This is a genomic window from Polaribacter gochangensis, assembly GCF_046224025.1.
GTDB lineage: Bacteria > Bacteroidota > Bacteroidia > Flavobacteriales > Flavobacteriaceae > Polaribacter > Polaribacter gochangensis.
The window spans coordinates 704,838-721,777 of sequence record NZ_JBJXRF010000002.1 but is presented as its reverse complement, the minus strand read 5'-3'; the positions used below and the strand labels follow the sequence as shown (position 1 = coordinate 721,777).

The 16,940-nt window shown below is 29.5% G+C and carries 17 protein-coding genes; 14 read left to right on the top strand and 3 right to left on the bottom strand.

Annotation, left to right across the window (positions count from 1 at the left end; genetic code table 11):
* Positions 1-71 precede the first annotated feature (71 nt).
* Positions 72-1,640, top strand: a complete 1,569-nt coding sequence (gene rny, locus ACEWL1_RS08535; protein WP_409232879.1) for a ribonuclease Y — start codon at positions 72-74, stop codon at positions 1,638-1,640.
* A gap of 65 nt (positions 1,641-1,705) precedes the next feature.
* Here the strand turns inward: rny and xerD are convergent, their stop codons facing one another.
* Positions 1,706-2,602, bottom strand: a complete 897-nt coding sequence (gene xerD / locus ACEWL1_RS08530; RefSeq protein WP_409232878.1) for a site-specific tyrosine recombinase XerD — start codon at positions 2,600-2,602, stop codon at positions 1,706-1,708.
* Positions 2,603-2,644: 42 nt separating this feature from the next.
* On the opposite strand from xerD, the gene aroQ reads away from it, so the two are divergent.
* Positions 2,645-3,058: a type II 3-dehydroquinate dehydratase gene (gene aroQ, locus ACEWL1_RS08525; protein ID WP_409232877.1), complete on the top strand. Its 414-nt coding sequence runs from the start codon at positions 2,645-2,647 to the stop codon at positions 3,056-3,058.
* On the opposite strand, the gene ACEWL1_RS08520 is transcribed toward aroQ, so the two are convergent.
* Positions 3,053-3,514, bottom strand: coding sequence for a GNAT family N-acetyltransferase (locus ACEWL1_RS08520; protein ID WP_409232876.1), 462 nt, complete (start codon positions 3,512-3,514; stop codon positions 3,053-3,055). The two genes, aroQ and ACEWL1_RS08520, sit on opposite strands and share 6 nt — an antisense overlap.
* A gap of 3 nt (positions 3,515-3,517) precedes the next feature.
* A complete protein-coding gene (gene ftcD, locus ACEWL1_RS08515) occupies positions 3,518-5,212 on the bottom strand; it encodes a glutamate formimidoyltransferase (protein WP_409232875.1) in 1,695 nt (564 codons plus the stop codon).
* A gap of 114 nt (positions 5,213-5,326) precedes the next feature.
* On the opposite strand from ftcD, the gene ACEWL1_RS08510 reads away from it, so the two are divergent.
* The 12 genes from ACEWL1_RS08510 to ACEWL1_RS08455 are packed head-to-tail and all read left to right on the top strand — an operon-like array spanning position 5,327 to position 16,936.
* Entirely contained in the window at positions 5,327-6,190 is an 864-nt protein-coding gene (locus ACEWL1_RS08510; RefSeq protein ID WP_409232874.1) for an ABC transporter permease, read from the top strand.
* Position 6,191: 1 nt separating this feature from the next.
* Entirely contained in the window at positions 6,192-7,448 is a 1,257-nt protein-coding gene (locus ACEWL1_RS08505; RefSeq protein ID WP_409232873.1) for an ABC transporter ATP-binding protein, read from the top strand.
* Positions 7,449-7,459: 11 nt separating this feature from the next.
* Positions 7,460-8,419: a hypothetical protein gene (locus ACEWL1_RS08500; RefSeq protein WP_409232872.1), complete on the top strand. Its 960-nt coding sequence runs from the start codon at positions 7,460-7,462 to the stop codon at positions 8,417-8,419.
* A 12-nt stretch (positions 8,420-8,431) separates the two neighbouring features.
* Positions 8,432-9,079 (top strand): CatB-related O-acetyltransferase, encoded by a 648-nt coding sequence (locus ACEWL1_RS08495; protein ID WP_409232871.1) that lies wholly within the window; start codon positions 8,432-8,434, stop codon positions 9,077-9,079.
* Positions 9,072-10,064 (top strand): Gfo/Idh/MocA family protein, encoded by a 993-nt coding sequence (locus ACEWL1_RS08490; RefSeq protein WP_409232870.1) that lies wholly within the window; start codon positions 9,072-9,074, stop codon positions 10,062-10,064. Before ACEWL1_RS08495 ends, ACEWL1_RS08490 begins: the two co-directional genes overlap by 8 nt.
* On the top strand, positions 10,061-10,759 hold the full coding sequence (locus ACEWL1_RS08485) for an acylneuraminate cytidylyltransferase family protein (RefSeq protein ID WP_409232869.1): 699 nt from the start codon (positions 10,061-10,063) through the stop codon (positions 10,757-10,759). The genes ACEWL1_RS08490 and ACEWL1_RS08485 overlap by 4 nt, the downstream gene beginning before the upstream one ends.
* The gene (locus tag ACEWL1_RS08480) at positions 10,749-11,540 is read left to right on the top strand and encodes an SDR family oxidoreductase (RefSeq protein ID WP_409232868.1); all 792 of its coding nucleotides are present in this window, start codon (positions 10,749-10,751) and stop codon (positions 11,538-11,540) included. Before ACEWL1_RS08485 ends, ACEWL1_RS08480 begins: the two co-directional genes overlap by 11 nt.
* A gap of 15 nt (positions 11,541-11,555) precedes the next feature.
* Positions 11,556-12,599, top strand: a complete 1,044-nt coding sequence (locus tag ACEWL1_RS08475; protein WP_409232867.1) for an N-acetylneuraminate synthase family protein — start codon at positions 11,556-11,558, stop codon at positions 12,597-12,599.
* 4 nt (positions 12,600-12,603) lie between these two features.
* Positions 12,604-13,263: a TylF/MycF/NovP-related O-methyltransferase gene (locus ACEWL1_RS08470; RefSeq protein ID WP_409232866.1), complete on the top strand. Its 660-nt coding sequence runs from the start codon at positions 12,604-12,606 to the stop codon at positions 13,261-13,263.
* On the top strand, positions 13,260-14,384 hold the full coding sequence (neuC, locus tag ACEWL1_RS08465; RefSeq protein WP_409232865.1) for a UDP-N-acetylglucosamine 2-epimerase: 1,125 nt from the start codon (positions 13,260-13,262) through the stop codon (positions 14,382-14,384). Before ACEWL1_RS08470 ends, neuC begins: the two co-directional genes overlap by 4 nt.
* Before the next feature lie 15 nt (positions 14,385-14,399).
* Positions 14,400-15,818 (top strand): glycosyltransferase family protein, encoded by a 1,419-nt coding sequence (locus ACEWL1_RS08460; protein WP_409232864.1) that lies wholly within the window; start codon positions 14,400-14,402, stop codon positions 15,816-15,818.
* Positions 15,800-16,936 carry a glycosyltransferase family 4 protein gene (locus ACEWL1_RS08455; RefSeq protein WP_409232863.1) on the top strand — a complete coding sequence of 379 codons (1,137 nt, stop codon included), beginning with the start codon at positions 15,800-15,802 and terminating at the stop codon, positions 16,934-16,936. Before ACEWL1_RS08460 ends, ACEWL1_RS08455 begins: the two co-directional genes overlap by 19 nt.
* Positions 16,937-16,940 lie beyond the last annotated feature (4 nt).

Below are 16,940 nucleotides of genomic sequence, written 5' to 3'. Positions count from 1 at the left end.
TCCTATAAATGCCATAATGGAGTTTAAAAAAACCACTGATGTAGGCTTTTTTTATATATAAATAGAAAATTATGGATGGAATGATACTTCCTGCTTTGTTGGGAATTTTTATAGGAGTTGCGATAGGGTTTATAATTGCGAAAGCACTTGAAAAATCAAAAGGGAAAAAACTTTTAAACAATACGCGAAAAGAAGCATCGGCAATGCTTAAGCAAGCCAAGATAGATGCAGAATCTTTAAAGAAAGATAAAATATTACAAGCCAAAGAGAAGTTTATCGAACTAAAATCTGAGCACGAAAAAGTAATATTAACAAGAGAAAAGAAAATCTCTGAAGTAGAAAAGAGAATTCGTGATAGAGAATCTCAAATAGCATCAGAAGTAGATAAAACAAAAAGATTAAACAAATCTTTAGAGCAAAAAGAAGCAGATTTTACCTATAAATTAGATTTTTTAGAAAAGAAAGAAAGCGATTTAAACAAGATGCATCATAGGCAAGTTGATATGCTTGAGCAAATTTCAGGGTTATCTGCAGAAGAAGCTAAAAAAGAATTAGTAAGTACTTTAAAAGAAGAAGCGAAATCAGATGCAATGGCTTTTATTCAAAACTCAATTGAAGAAGCAAAGTTGACTGCAGAACAAGATGCAAGAAAAGTTGTTCTAAGTACGATTCAACGTGTTGGAGTTGAACAAGCAGTAGAAAACTGTGTTTCTGTTTTTAACTTAGAATCTGACGATGTAAAAGGAAGAATTATTGGTAGAGAAGGAAGAAACATTAGAGCTATTGAAGCAGCAACGGGTGTAGAAATTATTGTAGATGACACGCCAGAAGCTATTATTTTATCATGTTTTGATCCAGTAAGAAGAGAAATTGCACGTTTGTCTTTACACAAATTAGTGACCGACGGAAGAATACATCCTGCGAGAATTGAAGAAGTTGTAAAGAAAACAGAAAATCAAATTACACAAGAAATTATAGAAGTTGGTAAACGTACCGTTATCGATTTAGGTATCAACGGATTGCATCCGGAGTTGATTAAAACGGTTGGGCGAATGAAATATCGTTCTTCTTATGGACAAAATTTATTACAACACTCAAGAGAAGTTGCTAATTTATGTGGAATTATGGCTTCAGAAATGGGCTTAAATGCTAAAATGGCAAAACGCGCTGGTTTGTTACATGATATTGGAAAAGTGCCAGATGCAGAAAGTGAATTACCACATGCTTTATTAGGAATGCAATGGGCAGAAAAATATGGCGAAAAACCAGAAGTTTGTAATGCTATTGGTGCGCACCACGATGAAATTGAAATGAAGAGTTTGTTATCACCAATTGTTCAGGTTTGTGATGCAATTTCTGGTGCAAGACCTGGAGCAAGAAGACAGGTATTGGATTCTTACATTCAACGTTTAAAAGATTTAGAAGAAATTGCTTTCGGATTTAACGGCGTACAAAAAGCATATGCAATTCAGGCTGGAAGAGAATTACGTGTTATGGTAGAAAGTGCGAAGGTGAGTGATGAAAAAGCATCTGAATTATCATTCGGAATTTCGCAAAAGATTCAAAATGACATGACCTATCCTGGTCAAGTTAAAGTTACCGTAATTAGAGAAACGAGAGCTGTAAATGTAGCGAAGTAAAGAATATTAAATAAAGTATATTATTATGATTCCTGCGAAAGCAGGAATCTTTTTTTAAAGCAATTCTAATTTCTTGGATGAAACTTTTCTACCACATTTTTCAAATAGGATTTATCCAAATGCACATAAATTTCTGTAGTAGTGATACTTTCGTGTCCCAGCATTTGTTGTATCGCTCTTAAATCTGCTCCGCCTTCTAATAAATGCGTAGCAAAAGAATGACGTAAGGTGTGTGGACCAATTTTTTTATTCAAATTGATTTCTATTGCCAAATTTTTAATAATCATAAAAATCATTTGACGTGTTAACCCTTTTCCTCTTCGGTTTAAAAAGAGTGTATCTTCAAATCCTTTTTGAGGAGAAATATGACTTCTAATGTCTTTTATGTAAAAAAGAATATATTTCTGAGTGTTGTAGTTTATGGGCGTATAACGCTCTTTATTTCCTTTTCCGAGTATTTTTACAAAACCTTCTTCAAAAAATAAATCAGAAATTTTTAGAGAAATTACTTCGCTTACTCTTAGTCCGCAGCTATAAATGGTTTCTAAAATAGTTCTGTTGCGCTCTCCTTGCGGATGACTTAAATCAATGGCATTGATCAACTCATTTATTTCACTTACAGATAAAGTATCTGGTAATTTTCTTCCGATTTTTGGAGTTTCAATCAAATCAGTAGGATTGTCTGAACGATAATCTTCAAAAATTAAATAATCAAAAAAGTTTCGAAGTCCAGAAATCACTCTAGATTGTGTTGTGGGTTTTACTTTTTTAGCAATTTCATAAATAAAACGCTGAATAAAAACGATATCAATTTTAATTGGAGAAACTATAATTTCGTTTTCTTCTAAGAAATACATTAATTTTTGAATATCACGCGTATAACTATCAATCGTGTTTTTAGAAAGTCCTCTTTCTATCTTTAAAAACAATTGGTAATCTTTAAGTGCGTTTTGCCATTTCATTAGCTAAAAATAAAGTTTATATTTACAACTTTAAAACAATTTATGAAACTAATCATTATAAACGGACCAAACTTAAATTTATTAGGAAAAAGAGAGCCAGAAATTTATGGTTCAGAAACCTTTGATGCTATTTTTAAAAAGCTACAAAGTGAATTCCCGGAAGTAGAAATGTCTTATTTTCAATCAAATATTGAAGGCGAATTGATTGATAAATTACACGAAGTTGGTTTTGATTATGATGGAATTATCTTAAATGCTGCTGCTTATACGCATACTTCTGTCGGAATTGGAGACGCAGTAAAAGGCATTGAAACTCCAGTTGTAGAAGTGCATATTTCTAACGTACACGCAAGAGAAGAGTTTAGACATGTTAGTTATATAGCTGCAAATGCAAAAGGGGTAATTTCTGGATTTGGAATTAAAAGTTACGAATTGGCAATTCAGAGTTTTTTATAATTCTAATTTCATTTTAATATTTGCTCTTTCGTAATACACGTCTTTTTCTAACGCTATTTCTTTAAATCCGACTTTTTTATATAAAGTAATTGCTGGTTCAAGAATTCTATTAGAATACAACATCAAATTTCTCCAACCTTGTTGTTTAGAAAAATGGATACAATAATCAATGAGTTGTTGCCCAATTTTTTGTCCGTGATATTTTGGTAGAACCGCCATTTTACTTAATTCAAAGCACTCTTTTTCGTTGATCAAAGCTACGGTGCCCACAATTTCATTTTTGTAAGTTGCAAAAAAAACAAAACCACCTTTATCAATGATATGCGTTTTTGGGTTGCTTAAAACCTTTTCATCATAAGGTTCTACATAAAAGTATTTTTGCAGCCATTCTACATTTAAATCATAAAAATTCTTTGCAAATTTTTCTTCAAAAGGAATGATTGAAATTTTTATCATGTATTAAATTTTTGCATCTATAAGTGCCATCATCTCTTGCTCTAAAGCAATCGTTTTTTTATAAATATCTTTTGCGTCAGAAAGAATTTTATCAGCAAATACTCTGTCTTTAATATCTTTTGCATTGATACGAACATTAAAATATGCGCCAATTACAGCGGTTCTTGCACACAATGCGCCAACGCCAGCGTCAGAAAGCGAATTTTGCAATCCTTTTTTTGCCATTTCTAACATTACTTCCATAGAATTGTATGCGGTTTTCATTACTTTAAACGGAATTTCAGTAGCATATTTTGTAGCATTTTCCACTGCTTTTTTTCTAATGGTTATTTCTTCTTCTGTTGATTTTGGCAATCTAAATCCGTCGATAATTTTATTAAAAGCATTGGTGTCTTCATCTACTAAGAACAACAAGTCATTTTTATATTTCTGACCTTTTTCTGCCCAATTAGAAAAGTATTCCCATTGATCGTCCCAGCCAGGTTTGTGAGCAGATAAATTTGCAACCATGGTTCCGAGAGAAACGCCTAAAGTTCCAACATAAGCGGCAATACTTCCGCCGCCTGGCGCCATAGATTCTGAAGCTGTTTCTTCAGCAAAATCTTTCACCGTAAAGTCGATTAGTTTTTTATCAGCACCGGTATTCATTACATATTCTATAATTCTTTCTTGCGGATTGAAAGGTTTTAAATCGTCTAATCCAAGGGATTTTATAGCAATTTTTATCTTTTCACTTTCGCTAATTCCCAAAGAGCGTTCTTGTTTTTTTAAGAAATAATCCGCGGCATCGAGCATTGCTTGTAACGGAACCAAACCAACCAATTCTGATCCGGTAACTCTTAATCCACGTTTTGTTGCCGATAAAACAGTTTCTTCAAAAGCTTCGTGCATCGATGTAATGCTGATGTTTGTTAAGTTGTAAGATATTTGCGCAATTCCGTATTCATCAATAAACCAACCGATTCCTTTTACCGCTTTTAATTTTCCAGGAACTCGTGTTGGTTCGCCATTTTTATCCAAAACTTTTTTTCCTGTAATAGGATTTCCTTCACGCAAAACTCTTCCGGCTTCTCTCACATCAAAAGCAATTGCATTTGCACGTCGCGTAGAAGTAGAGTTTAAATTTATGTTATAAGCGATTAAAAAATCACGTGCAGAAATTGCTGTAACTCCAGAAGTAATAACTTGTTGATTGTATGTTGATGGGCCAAAATCTGGTTTCCATTTTGTAGTATTTAATTTTTCTTTTAATCCTTCGTATTCTCCAGAACGAATTGTTGCTAAATTTTTTCTCTCATCTGAAGTTGCAGCATTTTCATAGAAATATCCAGAAATCCCTAATTCATCTCCAATACGTTTTCCCAATTGATGTGCAAACTCAGCAGTTTCTTCCATAGAAATATTTGCAATCGGAACTAACGGACAAACATCTGTTGCTCCAAATCTTGGATGTTCGCCAGAATGGTTGCTCATATCGATTAATTCTGACGCTTTTTTAATCAATCTAAAAGCAGCTTCAATTACATTTTTAGGCTCTCCAACAAAAGTAATAACCGTTCTGTTTGTTGCTTTTCCTGGATCAATATCAAGCAATTTAACTCCTTCAACTTCTTTGACAACGTTTGCAATGGTGTGTATTTTGTTTAAATCACGTCCTTCACTAATATTAGGAACACATTCTATAAGTTGTTTGTTCATTTTTTAGATTTGTTTGTTCATTTCAAAAGTAAAGATATATCAATTTATATTAGTTAAGAATTGATAAAACTTCGCAAGAATTAATTATATTTGTTTGATCCCTATATTTTAAGAATGAAGAATGAAAAGTGGCTTTTTGAAATTTCCCCAAAACAAAGTTTGTTTGATTTAAACCTAAAAGAACTTTGGAGATATAGAGATTTATTAATGCTCTTTGTAAAAAGAGATATTATTACCTTATATAAACAAACTGTTTTAGGGCCTTTGTGGTATATCATTCAGCCTTTGTTTACTTCGGTTATCTTTACGTTGGTTTTTAATAATATTGGTAATATTTCTACTAATGGTATTCCGGCTTTTTTATTCAATTTAGGAGGAATTACTGCGTGGAATTATTTTAAAGATTGTTTGATAGACACCTCAGACACTTTTAAAAAGAATGAACAAATTTTCGGAAAAGTATACTTTCCGAGAGTAATTATGCCTATGTCTATTATTGTTTCAAATTTATTAAAATTTGCAATTCAATTATTTATTTTCATTGTTTTTTATTTTTACTTTATAGCTATCAATGCAATAGACTTTAGCTTTTCGCTAGATTTATTGTATTTACCTTTCTTGTTTGTTTCAATGGGAGTTTTAGGTTTAGGTTTGGGGATGATAATCTCTTCAATGGTGACAAAATATAGAGATTTAACTTTTTTGGTTTCATTTGGAGTACAGTTGTTAATGTATTTGTCTGCAGTAGTTTATCCTGTGGAATTGATTAAAGCTAAAGTGCCAAAATATTCTTGGTTGGTAGAATACAATCCTATGACAATTGTTATCGAGAATTTTAGAAAAATTGTTTTTCCTACTATAGAAACAAGGGTTTTACCATTAGATATTTTTTATATGTTATTGATTTCGTTTGTGGTCTTTACTTTAGGTTTACTTATTTTTAACAAAACAGAAAAAAGTTTTATTGATACAATTTAGAATGAAAGACGAAGTGATTTTAAAGGTAGAAAACATATCGAAACAGTATCGATTGGGCACCATTGGTACTGGAACCATAAGTCACGATTTAAATCGATTTTTTGCCAGAATTAGGGGAAAAGAAGACCCGTATTTAAAAATTGGTGAAACAAATGACCGTTCTAAAAAAGGAAAAACAGAATATGTTTGGGCTATAAAGGATGTTAATTTTGAATTAAAACGAGGAGAAGTTTTAGGGATTATTGGTAAAAATGGAGCAGGGAAATCTACTTTATTAAAAATTTTATCAAAAGTTACCAGTCCAACTACAGGCTCAATTAAATCAAAAGGAAGAATTGCTTCTTTGTTGGAAGTTGGAACAGGTTTTCATCCAGAAATGACAGGAAAAGAAAACATCTTTTTAAATGGTGCTATTTTGGGAATGACCAAAAAAGAAATTGAATTAAAACTTGATGAAATTGTTGCTTTTTCTGGATGTGAAAGATATATTGATACGCCTGTAAAACGGTATTCAAGCGGAATGAAAGTCAGATTAGCTTTTGCAGTTGCAGCTTTTTTAGAACCAGACATTTTAGTGGTTGATGAAGTATTAGCTGTTGGTGATGCAGAATTTCAAAAAAAAGCCATTGGTAAAATGCAAGACATTTCGAATACCGATGGACGAACGGTATTGTTTGTGAGTCATGATATGGGTGCTATAAAAAATTTATGTTCTAGATTAATTGTTTTAAAAGACGGACAAATAAGTTTTGTTGGAAATGTAGAAGAAGGTATAGATAGTTATATGAAAAGGAAAGACTCAAAAACAAGTTTGGCTAAAGCTAAAAATAATATTCTAATTAATTCATTAACTATTATTTCAGATAATAAAAACCTAAACACTATTGAAGTTTTTAAACCCGTAATAATTGAATTATCAATAGATTTTATAGGAGCTTTACCAAGTGACGTTAAAATAGAATTATTTATAAATGATATGCTATTTGGCCAAACATTATCAACAATTTCATCTTGGCTAAATTCTGTTACTATTACACCTACACAGAAAAATCTAAATCTAAAAATTAAATTACCAAATGGGTTTTCGTTTAAAGCAGGAACTTATACAGTTAATGTTAGAATTTTTACAGATAAAATGACAGATTTTTCTGATGTATTTATTTTTGATTTAATAAATAGTGAATTTACGGGATATAAATTTCCAATGAAACCTGTTCATGGTAAAATTTATATACCTAATTGTTGGGAAGTAAATTAAGTTTTGAATAAATGAGACTAGGAGTTAATCCAGAAAAAAATAAAGGAAGTCAGATTAAATATAAAACGCATCGGATAATTATTCCAGTTTTTATACCTGAATCTGATGATGAATATTATAAAAACCTATTCGATGTATTTAAATGTAGTGTTAATTCTTTAATTAAAACTACAGATAAAGAAAGCACAGTTATTACAATAATAAATAATGCATGTAAAGTTGAAGTTACAAACTATATTGATGAATTATATCTATCTAAAGCAATTGATAAACATGTTAAGTATATTGAAAATTTAGGAAAACTGTACTCTGTTTTATCTGAAGTAAAAGGAACTTTTGAAGAGTTAATAACTATTGCTGACGCAGATGTTTTGTATTTTTCTAATTGGCAATCAGAAACCATTAAAGTTTTCAATACATTTAAAAATGTTGGAGTAGTTGCTCCACTCCCAACTCCTCAAGTTGCTTTTTATAATAATGTTACATTATTTTCAAATATATTTTTAAAAAAGAAAAAAGGAAAAGTAATTACCAATAAATCTTTAAATCTTTTTGACCAAAGTGTAGGGAATAATATTTCTATATCAAATAAAAAAGAATGGTTTGCTTCACAATATTTTTTGGAAAAAGACAATTTAAAAGTTTGCATTGGTGCCGGACACTTTGTAGCTTCATATAAAGGAGATGTTTTAAGAAAACTTCCATTTAAAAAACCAACAGATATTTTTAAAAAAGGATATGAGTTAGAGTATATAGATAAACCAATTGATGTGATGGGATATTATAGAGTTTCTTTGATAAGCACTTATGTATATCATTTAGGAAATACTATACCAGATTGGGTAAAAGAACATTCATTTGAATTATTAAAATCAAGTAACCTCAAGTTTAAAAAAAGAATTTACTTAAATTTACCATATTACTTTAGAAAAACGGTTTATAGGGTGTTTAAAAATATAATTTACAAATAGGAACATATTTTTATGATTAAAAAAAATGCATATAAATATTTGCTCTGGACTAAGCGATTTATTTTTAGAACTCAATTAAAAAAGAAAAGGGTTAGAATTTCAACAAAATCTAATGGGTATTTAAATGTGAAATTTGAAGGAAATAATGATGTTCCTCGAGGGTGTAATTTTTCAGGAAAAATCACACTAGGTAAAGCAACAACATTGGGGTTTAATAATTTCCTTTCAGGAAATATTATTATTGGAAAATATTGCCAGTTAGGCTCGGATGTAGCAATGTATTCTTCAAATCACCCAATAACATACCTGTCAACTTATATTAATAGTAAACTTTACAATGGAGAACTAAAAGAGTTGAAAGAAAATTACAAAATAGAAATAGGTAATGATGTTTGGATTGGTCATGGAGTAATAATAGTTGGTAATATAAAAATAGGAAATGGAGCTATAATAGCGGCAGGAGCAGTTGTGACAAAAGATGTAATACCGTATGCTATTGTTGCTGGAACTCCAGCAAAACTAATTAAAAAAAGGTTTTCAGATTTAATTATTAATGAAATTGAAGAACTAAAATGGTGGGATAAAAATGAAGTTGAATTGGAGAAGTTAAAGCCCTTGTTTTTTAAAAACTTCAAAGAAGTAAAATCAATTTATGAATAATAACATCTTAATAATTGGGGTTGGTTCCATAGGGAAAAGACATTTAAAAAACCTATTTCAATTAGGTTTTATTAATATTAGTTTGGTTAGAAAGAGTGGTAGTAAAGTAAATGAATTTCCAAATTTACCAGTATTTAAATCTATAGAAGAAGCATATGAAACAAACTCCTTTTGTTATGTTTTTATTTGTACACCTACAGCATTACATTATAATTGCTTCTTAGAAATATCAAAATATACAACGAAGAATATTTATATTGAAAAACCGATTGCCAATAATAAATTTGAAGCAGAAGAAATAAACAAAATTAGCTTAAAAAATGATTTAAATGTAATTATTGGTTTTGATTTGCACTTTGATTTAGGTTTAAATAAAGTAAAAGAACTTTTAGAATTAGAATTAATTGGTAAAGTTTGCTCTTTTCAAGCAGAAGTTGGGCAATATTTACCGGATTGGAGACCAAACGAAGATTATAGAGAAGGAATGAGCGCTAAAAAATCCTTAGGCGGCGGTGTAATGCTAGATTTAATTCACGAATTTGATTATATAAATTGGCTATTTGGACCGATCACTTCAATCTTTGGAAAGCACCATCAAATAAGTGATTTAGAGATTGAAACCGAAGATGTTTCTGTAAATATTTTGCAAACAAGTACAGGTGTTATTGGAACAATTTACCTGGATTATTTACAGAAAGAATTGTCAAGAACTTGTAAAATAGTTGGAAGTAAAGGAACAATAATATTGGATTATACTAATGCAGTTGTTAAATGGATGACTCATGACAATCCTATTTGGAATAAATTTGAGTATAAACAAATAGAGAGAAATGATAGATTTATAACTATTATAAAAGCGTTTATGAACTCTTCTTTAAAAAATCGAGACACGAGATTAACTACAACTAATGAAGCAATAGAATCTATTACTTTAGTAGAGAAATCTAAATTATCAAACACAGAAAATAAACTAATACACGTATGATAGTAGCGAGCATTTGTATGCGTGGAGGCTCTAAAGGAGTTAAAGGAAAAAACTATAGAGATTTATTAGAAAAACCTTTAATGTCATACACTTTTGAATGCGCAAAGAACGCCGCAACTATTGATGATGTTATTGTTTCTTCTGATAGTGATTTAATACTGGATATTTCTAAAAAATATTTAGAAGAAGGTAAGGTGTTTAAAAGATCAAATGTGTTATCTTCAGATGAAGCTTCTAAATGGGAAGTTTTTAAGGATTTAGTTTTGAAATATGAGGAGAAAAATAATTTAAAAATAACATATTTAGTTGATCTTGATGTTACAGTCCCAAGAAGATTGCCAGAACATATAGATGCTTGTATTCAATTAGCTAAAGAAAGCAAGGTTGATGTTGTAATAACGGGTTATAAACCTGAAAGAAATCCATATTTTAATATGATGGAAGAAAAAGAAGATGGAACTTTTGAAATTGTAAAAAAAAGCAAAAAACCAATAGTTTGCCGTCAAGATGCACCAATTGTATATAGTTTAACACCTGCTGTTTATGTAATAAAAAGAGAAGCATTATTTCAATTTGACCATTGGTCAAATGCTTCGTGTAAGATATATCCAATCCCTAGAGAATTAGCTATAGATATTGATACAGAATTAGATTTTAAACTTGTAGAATTTTTAATGAAAAAGAATGGAGAATAAATTATTTGATTTAACAGGCAAAGTTGCTTTAGTTACTGGTGGAGCTGGTTTATTAGCCTCTGAACACGCAATTGCTTTAGCTTCTCATGGAGCTAAAGTATATTTAGCAGATATCAATTTAAAAAAATGTCAAGAAAAAGTAGATGAAATTAGATATGAAGATGTATTTGCTGCTTGTTTAGACGTAACAAGTAAGAATAATTGGCAAGAATTAGTTAATAAAATTGTAGCTAAAGAAGGCTCTTTAGATATTTTAGTAAATAATGCAGGTTTTACCAATCAAACGAAAACGAGTTCTTATGATAAAACATTTGAAAATTTTTCATTAGAAGATTGGAATGCAATTATGGATGTAAACCTAACAGGAACTTTTTTAGGATGTCAAATTACAGGAAATCAAATGATAAAACAAAAAAAAGGATCAATTATTAATATTGCTTCTTTGTACGGGGTTGTTAGCCCAAATCATAAAATGTATCCAGGAACAGGAATTGTTCAGCCAGTTGCATATACTGTTAGTAAACATGGAGTTGTTGCACTAACAAAATATGCCGCAACTTGGTTAGCAGAAAAAGGTGTTAGAGTTAATTCTTTAACTCCTGGCGGAATTTATGACGGTCATGACGGACTTTTTTTAGAAAGATTTAAAAATTTAAACCCTATTGGAAGAATGAGCGATAAAAATGAATTGAGAGGAGGAATTGTGTTTTTAGCTTCTGACGCAAGTTCACATGTTATAGGGCATAATTTAATAATTGATGGTGGTTGGACCGCTTGGTAAAAAAGAATAAATTAAATGAATCCATATATTGAAATATCTGGCAGAAAAATTGGAATAGATTTTCCGCCTTTGGTAATTGCAGAAATAGGAATTAACCACGAAGGGAGTTTACAAACCGCATTTGAAATGGTTGATGCTGCAAAAAGAGCAGGAGTTGAAGTTGTAAAACATCAAACTCATATTGTTGAAGATGAAATGAGCGAAGCAGCAAAAAACGTAATCCCTGGAAATGCAGATGTTTCTATTTATGAAATTATGGATAGATGTTCGTTAAACGAATCAGAAGAGATCCAACTTAAAGAATATGTAGAAAATAATGGGATGATTTTTATCTCTACTCCATTTTCGAGAGCTGCATCAGAAAGATTAGAGAGAATGAATGTTTCTGCATATAAAATAGGCTCAGGAGAATGTAATAATTATCCTTTATTAGAACATATTGCAAAGTTTGGAAAACCTGTTATTTTAAGTACAGGGATGAACACGATTGAAAGTGTTCAAAAAGCCATACAAATTTTTGATAATGAAAATATACCTTTAGCTTTATTGCATACTACAAATTTATATCCAACACCGCCTGAATTAGTTCGTTTTGGAGCAATGACAGAATTACATAAAGCTTTTCCAAAACATGTATATGGATTATCAGACCATACAACAAGTAACCATGCTTGTTTAGGAGCAGTTGCTTTAGGAGCGAGTATTTTAGAACGTCATTTTACAGACTATATGAGTAGAACAGGTCCAGATATTATTTGTTCTATGGATGAAAAAGTTTGTAAAGAATTAATAGAAGGGGTAGAGTTGGTTTGGAAAATGCGTGGTGGAACAAAAAAGCCAGCAAAAGAAGAACAAGTAACCATAGATTTTGCCTTTGCAACAGTTTGTACAATAGCAGAAATTAAAAAAGGAGAAATTTTTACTAAAGAAAATATCTGGGTAAAAAGACCAGGTTCTGGAGAAATTTTAGCCGAAGAATTTAATACTATTTTAGGTAAAAAAGCATCAGCTAGTATAAATAAAGATGTACAGTTAAGAATAAAAGATATAGAAAAATAATATGATGGATAGAATATATGATTTAGATAAAAAATTTGAATATGAAAATGGATTTTATGCAACAGCAGATTCATCGAGGTTTAGTAAGTTTCTAACTCATTTAGAATTGTTTAGAGAGACTTCAACAGTTAGAGGAGAAGTGTTGGAATTTGGGATTTTTAAAGGGAATTCATTTTTTAGATGGGTTAAATTTAGAGATTTGTTAGAAAACAATTCAAGCAGAAAAATTATAGGATTTGATGTTTTTGGCGATTTTCCTGAAGCTAATTTTGATGAGGATAAAAAACGAAGAGATTTATTTGTTGAAGAAACTCAAGGAGGTAAAAGTATTTCTTATGAAGAAATGAATGACTTATTAGTATCACAAAGATTAGAAAAAAATGTAGAATTGATAAAAGGAGATATCCTTGTAACGTTAGATGAATATTTAATTAAAAATCCGCATTTAAAAATCTCTTTACTTCATATAGATGTAGATTTATACGAGCCTGTAAAGATAATTTTAGAAAAATTATATGATAGAATTACAAAAGGAGGAATAATTATTTTAGATGATTATGGAACTTTCTCTGGTACAAATAAAGCAGTAGATGATTTTTTTGAAAATAAAATAGAAATTAAAAAGAAACCATATTCTCAAACTATTTCATATATTAAAAAATGAAAAAAATAGTTTTTCTTTCTGGAACAAGAGCTGATTTTGGAAAGCTAAAATCGTTAATTAAAATAACTCAAGAATCTGATGATTTTGATGTGCAACTTTTTGTTACAGGAATGCACTTAGATAAAAAATATGGATTGACTGTAAATGAAATTTATAAAAGTGGATTTAACAATATTTCAACTTTTAAAAATCATAACAATTCAAGTTTGATGGACAGAACTCTAGCAAAAACCATAGAAGGTTTCTCTGAATATATAGCATTACAAAAACCAGATTTAATAGTTGTTCATGGAGATAGAGTAGAAGCTTTAGCGGGTGCAATTGTAGGAAGCCTAAATAATATTTTAGTTGCTCATATTGAAGGAGGTGAGATTTCAGGAACTATTGATGAATTAATAAGACACTCGATTAGTAAATTAGCACATTTACATTTAGTTTCTAATGAAGAAGCAAAAAAGAGATTAGTTCAAATGGGGGAATTAGAGTCGTCAATTTATATTATTGGTTCACCAGATTTAGATTTAATGAATCCTATTAATTTACCTCACTTGACAAAAGTAAAAGAATATTACAACATCCCTTTTAATGACTTTGCAATAGCAATATTTCATCCTGTAACAACAGAATATGAAAGTATTAAACAACAGAGTAAAATTTTTGTTGATGCCTTACTAAAATCTAATATAAATTTTGTTGTTGTTTTTCCTAATAATGATTTAGGAACGGACGAAATATTAGTGCAGTATAAAAGATTAGAAAATAATTCTAGATTTAAAATTTTTCCTTCTTTAAGATTTGAGTATTTTCTTAGACTATTGAAGGAATCAACTTTTATAATTGGTAACTCAAGTGCAGGTATAAGAGAAGCCCCTTTTTATAAAATACCAACAATAAATATTGGTTCAAGACAAAATAATAGATCAAAAGGAAATTCTATTTTAAATGTTTCTCACGAAATAAATGAAATTTTGTCAGCTATTACAAAGTGTAATCAAATAAAATCTGAAAAATTGGATATTTCTGATTTTGGAAAAGGAAATAGCAATACACTTTTCTTACATTTGTTAAATTCTAAGCAGATTTGGAATGTAAATTGTCAAAAACAATTTCAAGATTTATAATTTAAAAATTTAAAAATGAAGATTGTAATTCTAGTGCCAGATGGTGTAGGAATAAGAAACTATTTATACTCAGATTTAGTTGTAGAACTAAGGAAAAGAGGGGCGGAAATTTGTTTGTACCATAAAGTTTCTAAAGCAGCTATTGAAGAAATAGAAAGGGTTCATGATATTAAAATAGAAAACATAGAGATTTCTGATTTAAAAGAAGGTTTTTATTTGAGATTGCTTAGGGAGTCTACAGCATATGCAAGACTAATTTATTTTAAAAACGTTTTAAAAAACATAACAATACTTGATTTTTGGGGAAAAAAACCAAAATCACTTCAATTAAAAGTGTTTTACTTTTTATGTAAAAGACTCGGAGTCTTCTTTTCAAAGAATTATAATAATCTTAGAAAGAATGAAATAAAATATGAAAACAAAATAAAAAAGACGAATGCATATAAAAAAGCACTACAAGATTTAAAAGAATTAAAACCAGATTTTATCTTAAATCTTCATCAAAGATCACCTATTACAACACCAATTATATTAGCAGGAAAAGAGTTAAAAATTAAAAACAGTACGGTAATTTTTTCTTGGGATAACATTCCTAAAGGAAGATTAATTTGCAGACCAGATATGTATTTTGTTTGGTCAGATTTAATGAAAAAACAGTTATGCTTTCTGTATAAAGAAATATCTCCAAAGAATGTTCACATTGTTGGTTCACCACAATTTGAGTTTTACAAAAAGATTGAATTGAAAAAAACAAAAGAAATATTTTTCAAGAAACACAATTTAAATATCAATAAAAAAACTATCTGTTTTTCGGGTGATGATAAGCTCACATCTCCCTATGATCAATATTTTTTAGAAGATTTATGTTCTTCATTAGATAAGTTTTCAACTGAAGAACGACCACAGATTATTTTTAGAAGATGCCCTGTAGATTTTAGTGACCGTTATGATTATGTTTTGGAAAAATATAAAAATGATATTAGAGTTATTAATCCTGATTGGCGAGTGGAAACATCTTCTAAAGAAACCAACTTCAAAACACTTTATCCATCATATAATGATATTTCTCTTTTAGTAAACACTTGTTTACACTCTGATGTCGTTGTAAATTTGGGAAGCACAATGGCACACGATTTTGCTATTTATGATAAGCCCTGCTTGTATTTAAATTACAACCCAAAGAAAGATAAGAACTGGTCTGTAGAAATGATTTATCAATTTGAGCATTTTAAGAGCATGAAAAAGTTAGATGCTGTAGGTTGGATCAACAATCCATCTGAATATTATCCATTATTAAAAAAAGCATTAAATACACCAGATTTAATCGCATCAGATAGAAAATTATGGCTAAAAAAAATAATACAACATCCTCTTGAAAAAAATTCTATAAATTTAGCAAACCTAATTCTTGAAAAATGCACATCTGCTTTATAACAAGCGAGTTTCCTACCGAAGGATTAAATGGAGGAGGAATAGGTTCTGTCGTTAAATTTTTAGGCGAAAAATTAGCCAAGAAAAACATAGATGTTTCTGTTGTTGGTTTTTATAATGTAAATTCAGAACAAATAGAAAAAGTGAATGGAATTAACGTTTATAGATTACCAAAATCTACATGGAAATTCGCAAAATTTTATAATAACACGAAACGTCTTTTAAAAAAAATAAATAAAATTAACTCAGTAAATAAGATTGACGTTATTGAAGGAAGTGAATTAAGTTTTGCTTTTTTTCCTAAAAAAACAACCTATAAGAAAGTAATTCGTTTGCATGGAGGACATCATTTTTTTGCTATTGAACTTAATAAAAAACCTGCATTTTGGAGAGGTAATCAAGAAAAAAAATCCTTTAAAAAAGCTGATGGATATATCGCTGTGAGTGATTATGTTGGCAATCAAACAAAAAAATATTTAAATAGCCACTTTAATTTTAAGACAATCTATAATACAGTTGATATTAATCAATTTAAAAATAATAACGTGGCAGAGTACAAAAAAAACAGTTTGTTATTTATTGGCACCATTTGCGAAAAAAAAGGAATTAGACAACTAGTACAAGCAATTCCAATCATAAAAGAGAAAATTCCTGATGTCACTTTAAATATCTTAGGAAGAGATTGGTTTTATTCTAATGGAGATTCGTATAAAAACTATTTAAAAACAATAATACCAAAAACTTTTGAAAATTCTATTAATTTTATTGGACCTGTTCCATATAAAGAAGTACCTAAGTATATTCAACAAGTACATTTATGTGTTTTTCCTTCGCATATGGAATCATTTGGTTTGGTGTTAGTTGAATCACTCTTAATGGAAAAACCTGTTTTAGCAAGTAATATTAAACCATTTGAAGAAATTAGAAATAATAAGAATATTTTTAAAACACTAGAATCGATTACGCCTGAAAAAATAGCTAAATCAATAATTAATCTTTTAAATTCAAAAGAAGAGCTCGAAAAAATGGGGAGTGATGCAAGAAAAAATATTTTAAAAAGGTTTAATTCAGATTCAATTATAAATCAAAATATAGAATTTTATAAATCTATAATAAAGTAATAAA

Excerpts from the sequence above, each read along its gene's own strand:
- aroQ (WP_409232877.1), top strand. The coding sequence starts at position 2,645 with ATGAAACTAATCATTATAAACGGACCAAACTTAAATTTATTAGGAAAA.
- ACEWL1_RS08475 (WP_409232867.1), top strand. The coding sequence starts at position 11,556 with ATGAATCCATATATTGAAATATCTGGCAGAAAAATTGGAATAGATTTT.
- ACEWL1_RS08485 (WP_409232869.1), top strand. The coding sequence starts at position 10,061 with ATGATAGTAGCGAGCATTTGTATGCGTGGAGGCTCTAAAGGAGTTAAA.
- ACEWL1_RS08520 (WP_409232876.1), bottom strand. The coding sequence starts at position 3,514 with ATGATAAAAATTTCAATCATTCCTTTTGAAGAAAAATTTGCAAAGAAT.
- neuC (WP_409232865.1), top strand. The coding sequence starts at position 13,260 with ATGAAAAAAATAGTTTTTCTTTCTGGAACAAGAGCTGATTTTGGAAAG.
- ACEWL1_RS08480 (WP_409232868.1), top strand. The coding sequence starts at position 10,749 with ATGGAGAATAAATTATTTGATTTAACAGGCAAAGTTGCTTTAGTTACT.
- ACEWL1_RS08490 (WP_409232870.1), top strand. The coding sequence starts at position 9,072 with ATGAATAATAACATCTTAATAATTGGGGTTGGTTCCATAGGGAAAAGA.
- ftcD (WP_409232875.1), bottom strand. The coding sequence starts at position 5,212 with ATGAACAAACAACTTATAGAATGTGTTCCTAATATTAGTGAAGGACGT.
- ACEWL1_RS08505 (WP_409232873.1), top strand. The coding sequence starts at position 6,192 with ATGAAAGACGAAGTGATTTTAAAGGTAGAAAACATATCGAAACAGTAT.
- rny (WP_409232879.1), top strand. The coding sequence starts at position 72 with ATGGATGGAATGATACTTCCTGCTTTGTTGGGAATTTTTATAGGAGTT.
- ACEWL1_RS08510 (WP_409232874.1), top strand. The coding sequence starts at position 5,327 with ATGAAGAATGAAAAGTGGCTTTTTGAAATTTCCCCAAAACAAAGTTTG.
- ACEWL1_RS08500 (WP_409232872.1), top strand. The coding sequence starts at position 7,460 with ATGAGACTAGGAGTTAATCCAGAAAAAAATAAAGGAAGTCAGATTAAA.
- ACEWL1_RS08460 (WP_409232864.1), top strand. The coding sequence starts at position 14,400 with ATGAAGATTGTAATTCTAGTGCCAGATGGTGTAGGAATAAGAAACTAT.
- ACEWL1_RS08495 (WP_409232871.1), top strand. The coding sequence starts at position 8,432 with ATGATTAAAAAAAATGCATATAAATATTTGCTCTGGACTAAGCGATTT.
- xerD (WP_409232878.1), bottom strand. The coding sequence starts at position 2,602 with ATGAAATGGCAAAACGCACTTAAAGATTACCAATTGTTTTTAAAGATA.
- ACEWL1_RS08470 (WP_409232866.1), top strand. The coding sequence starts at position 12,604 with ATGGATAGAATATATGATTTAGATAAAAAATTTGAATATGAAAATGGA.
- ACEWL1_RS08455 (WP_409232863.1), top strand. The coding sequence starts at position 15,800 with ATGCACATCTGCTTTATAACAAGCGAGTTTCCTACCGAAGGATTAAAT.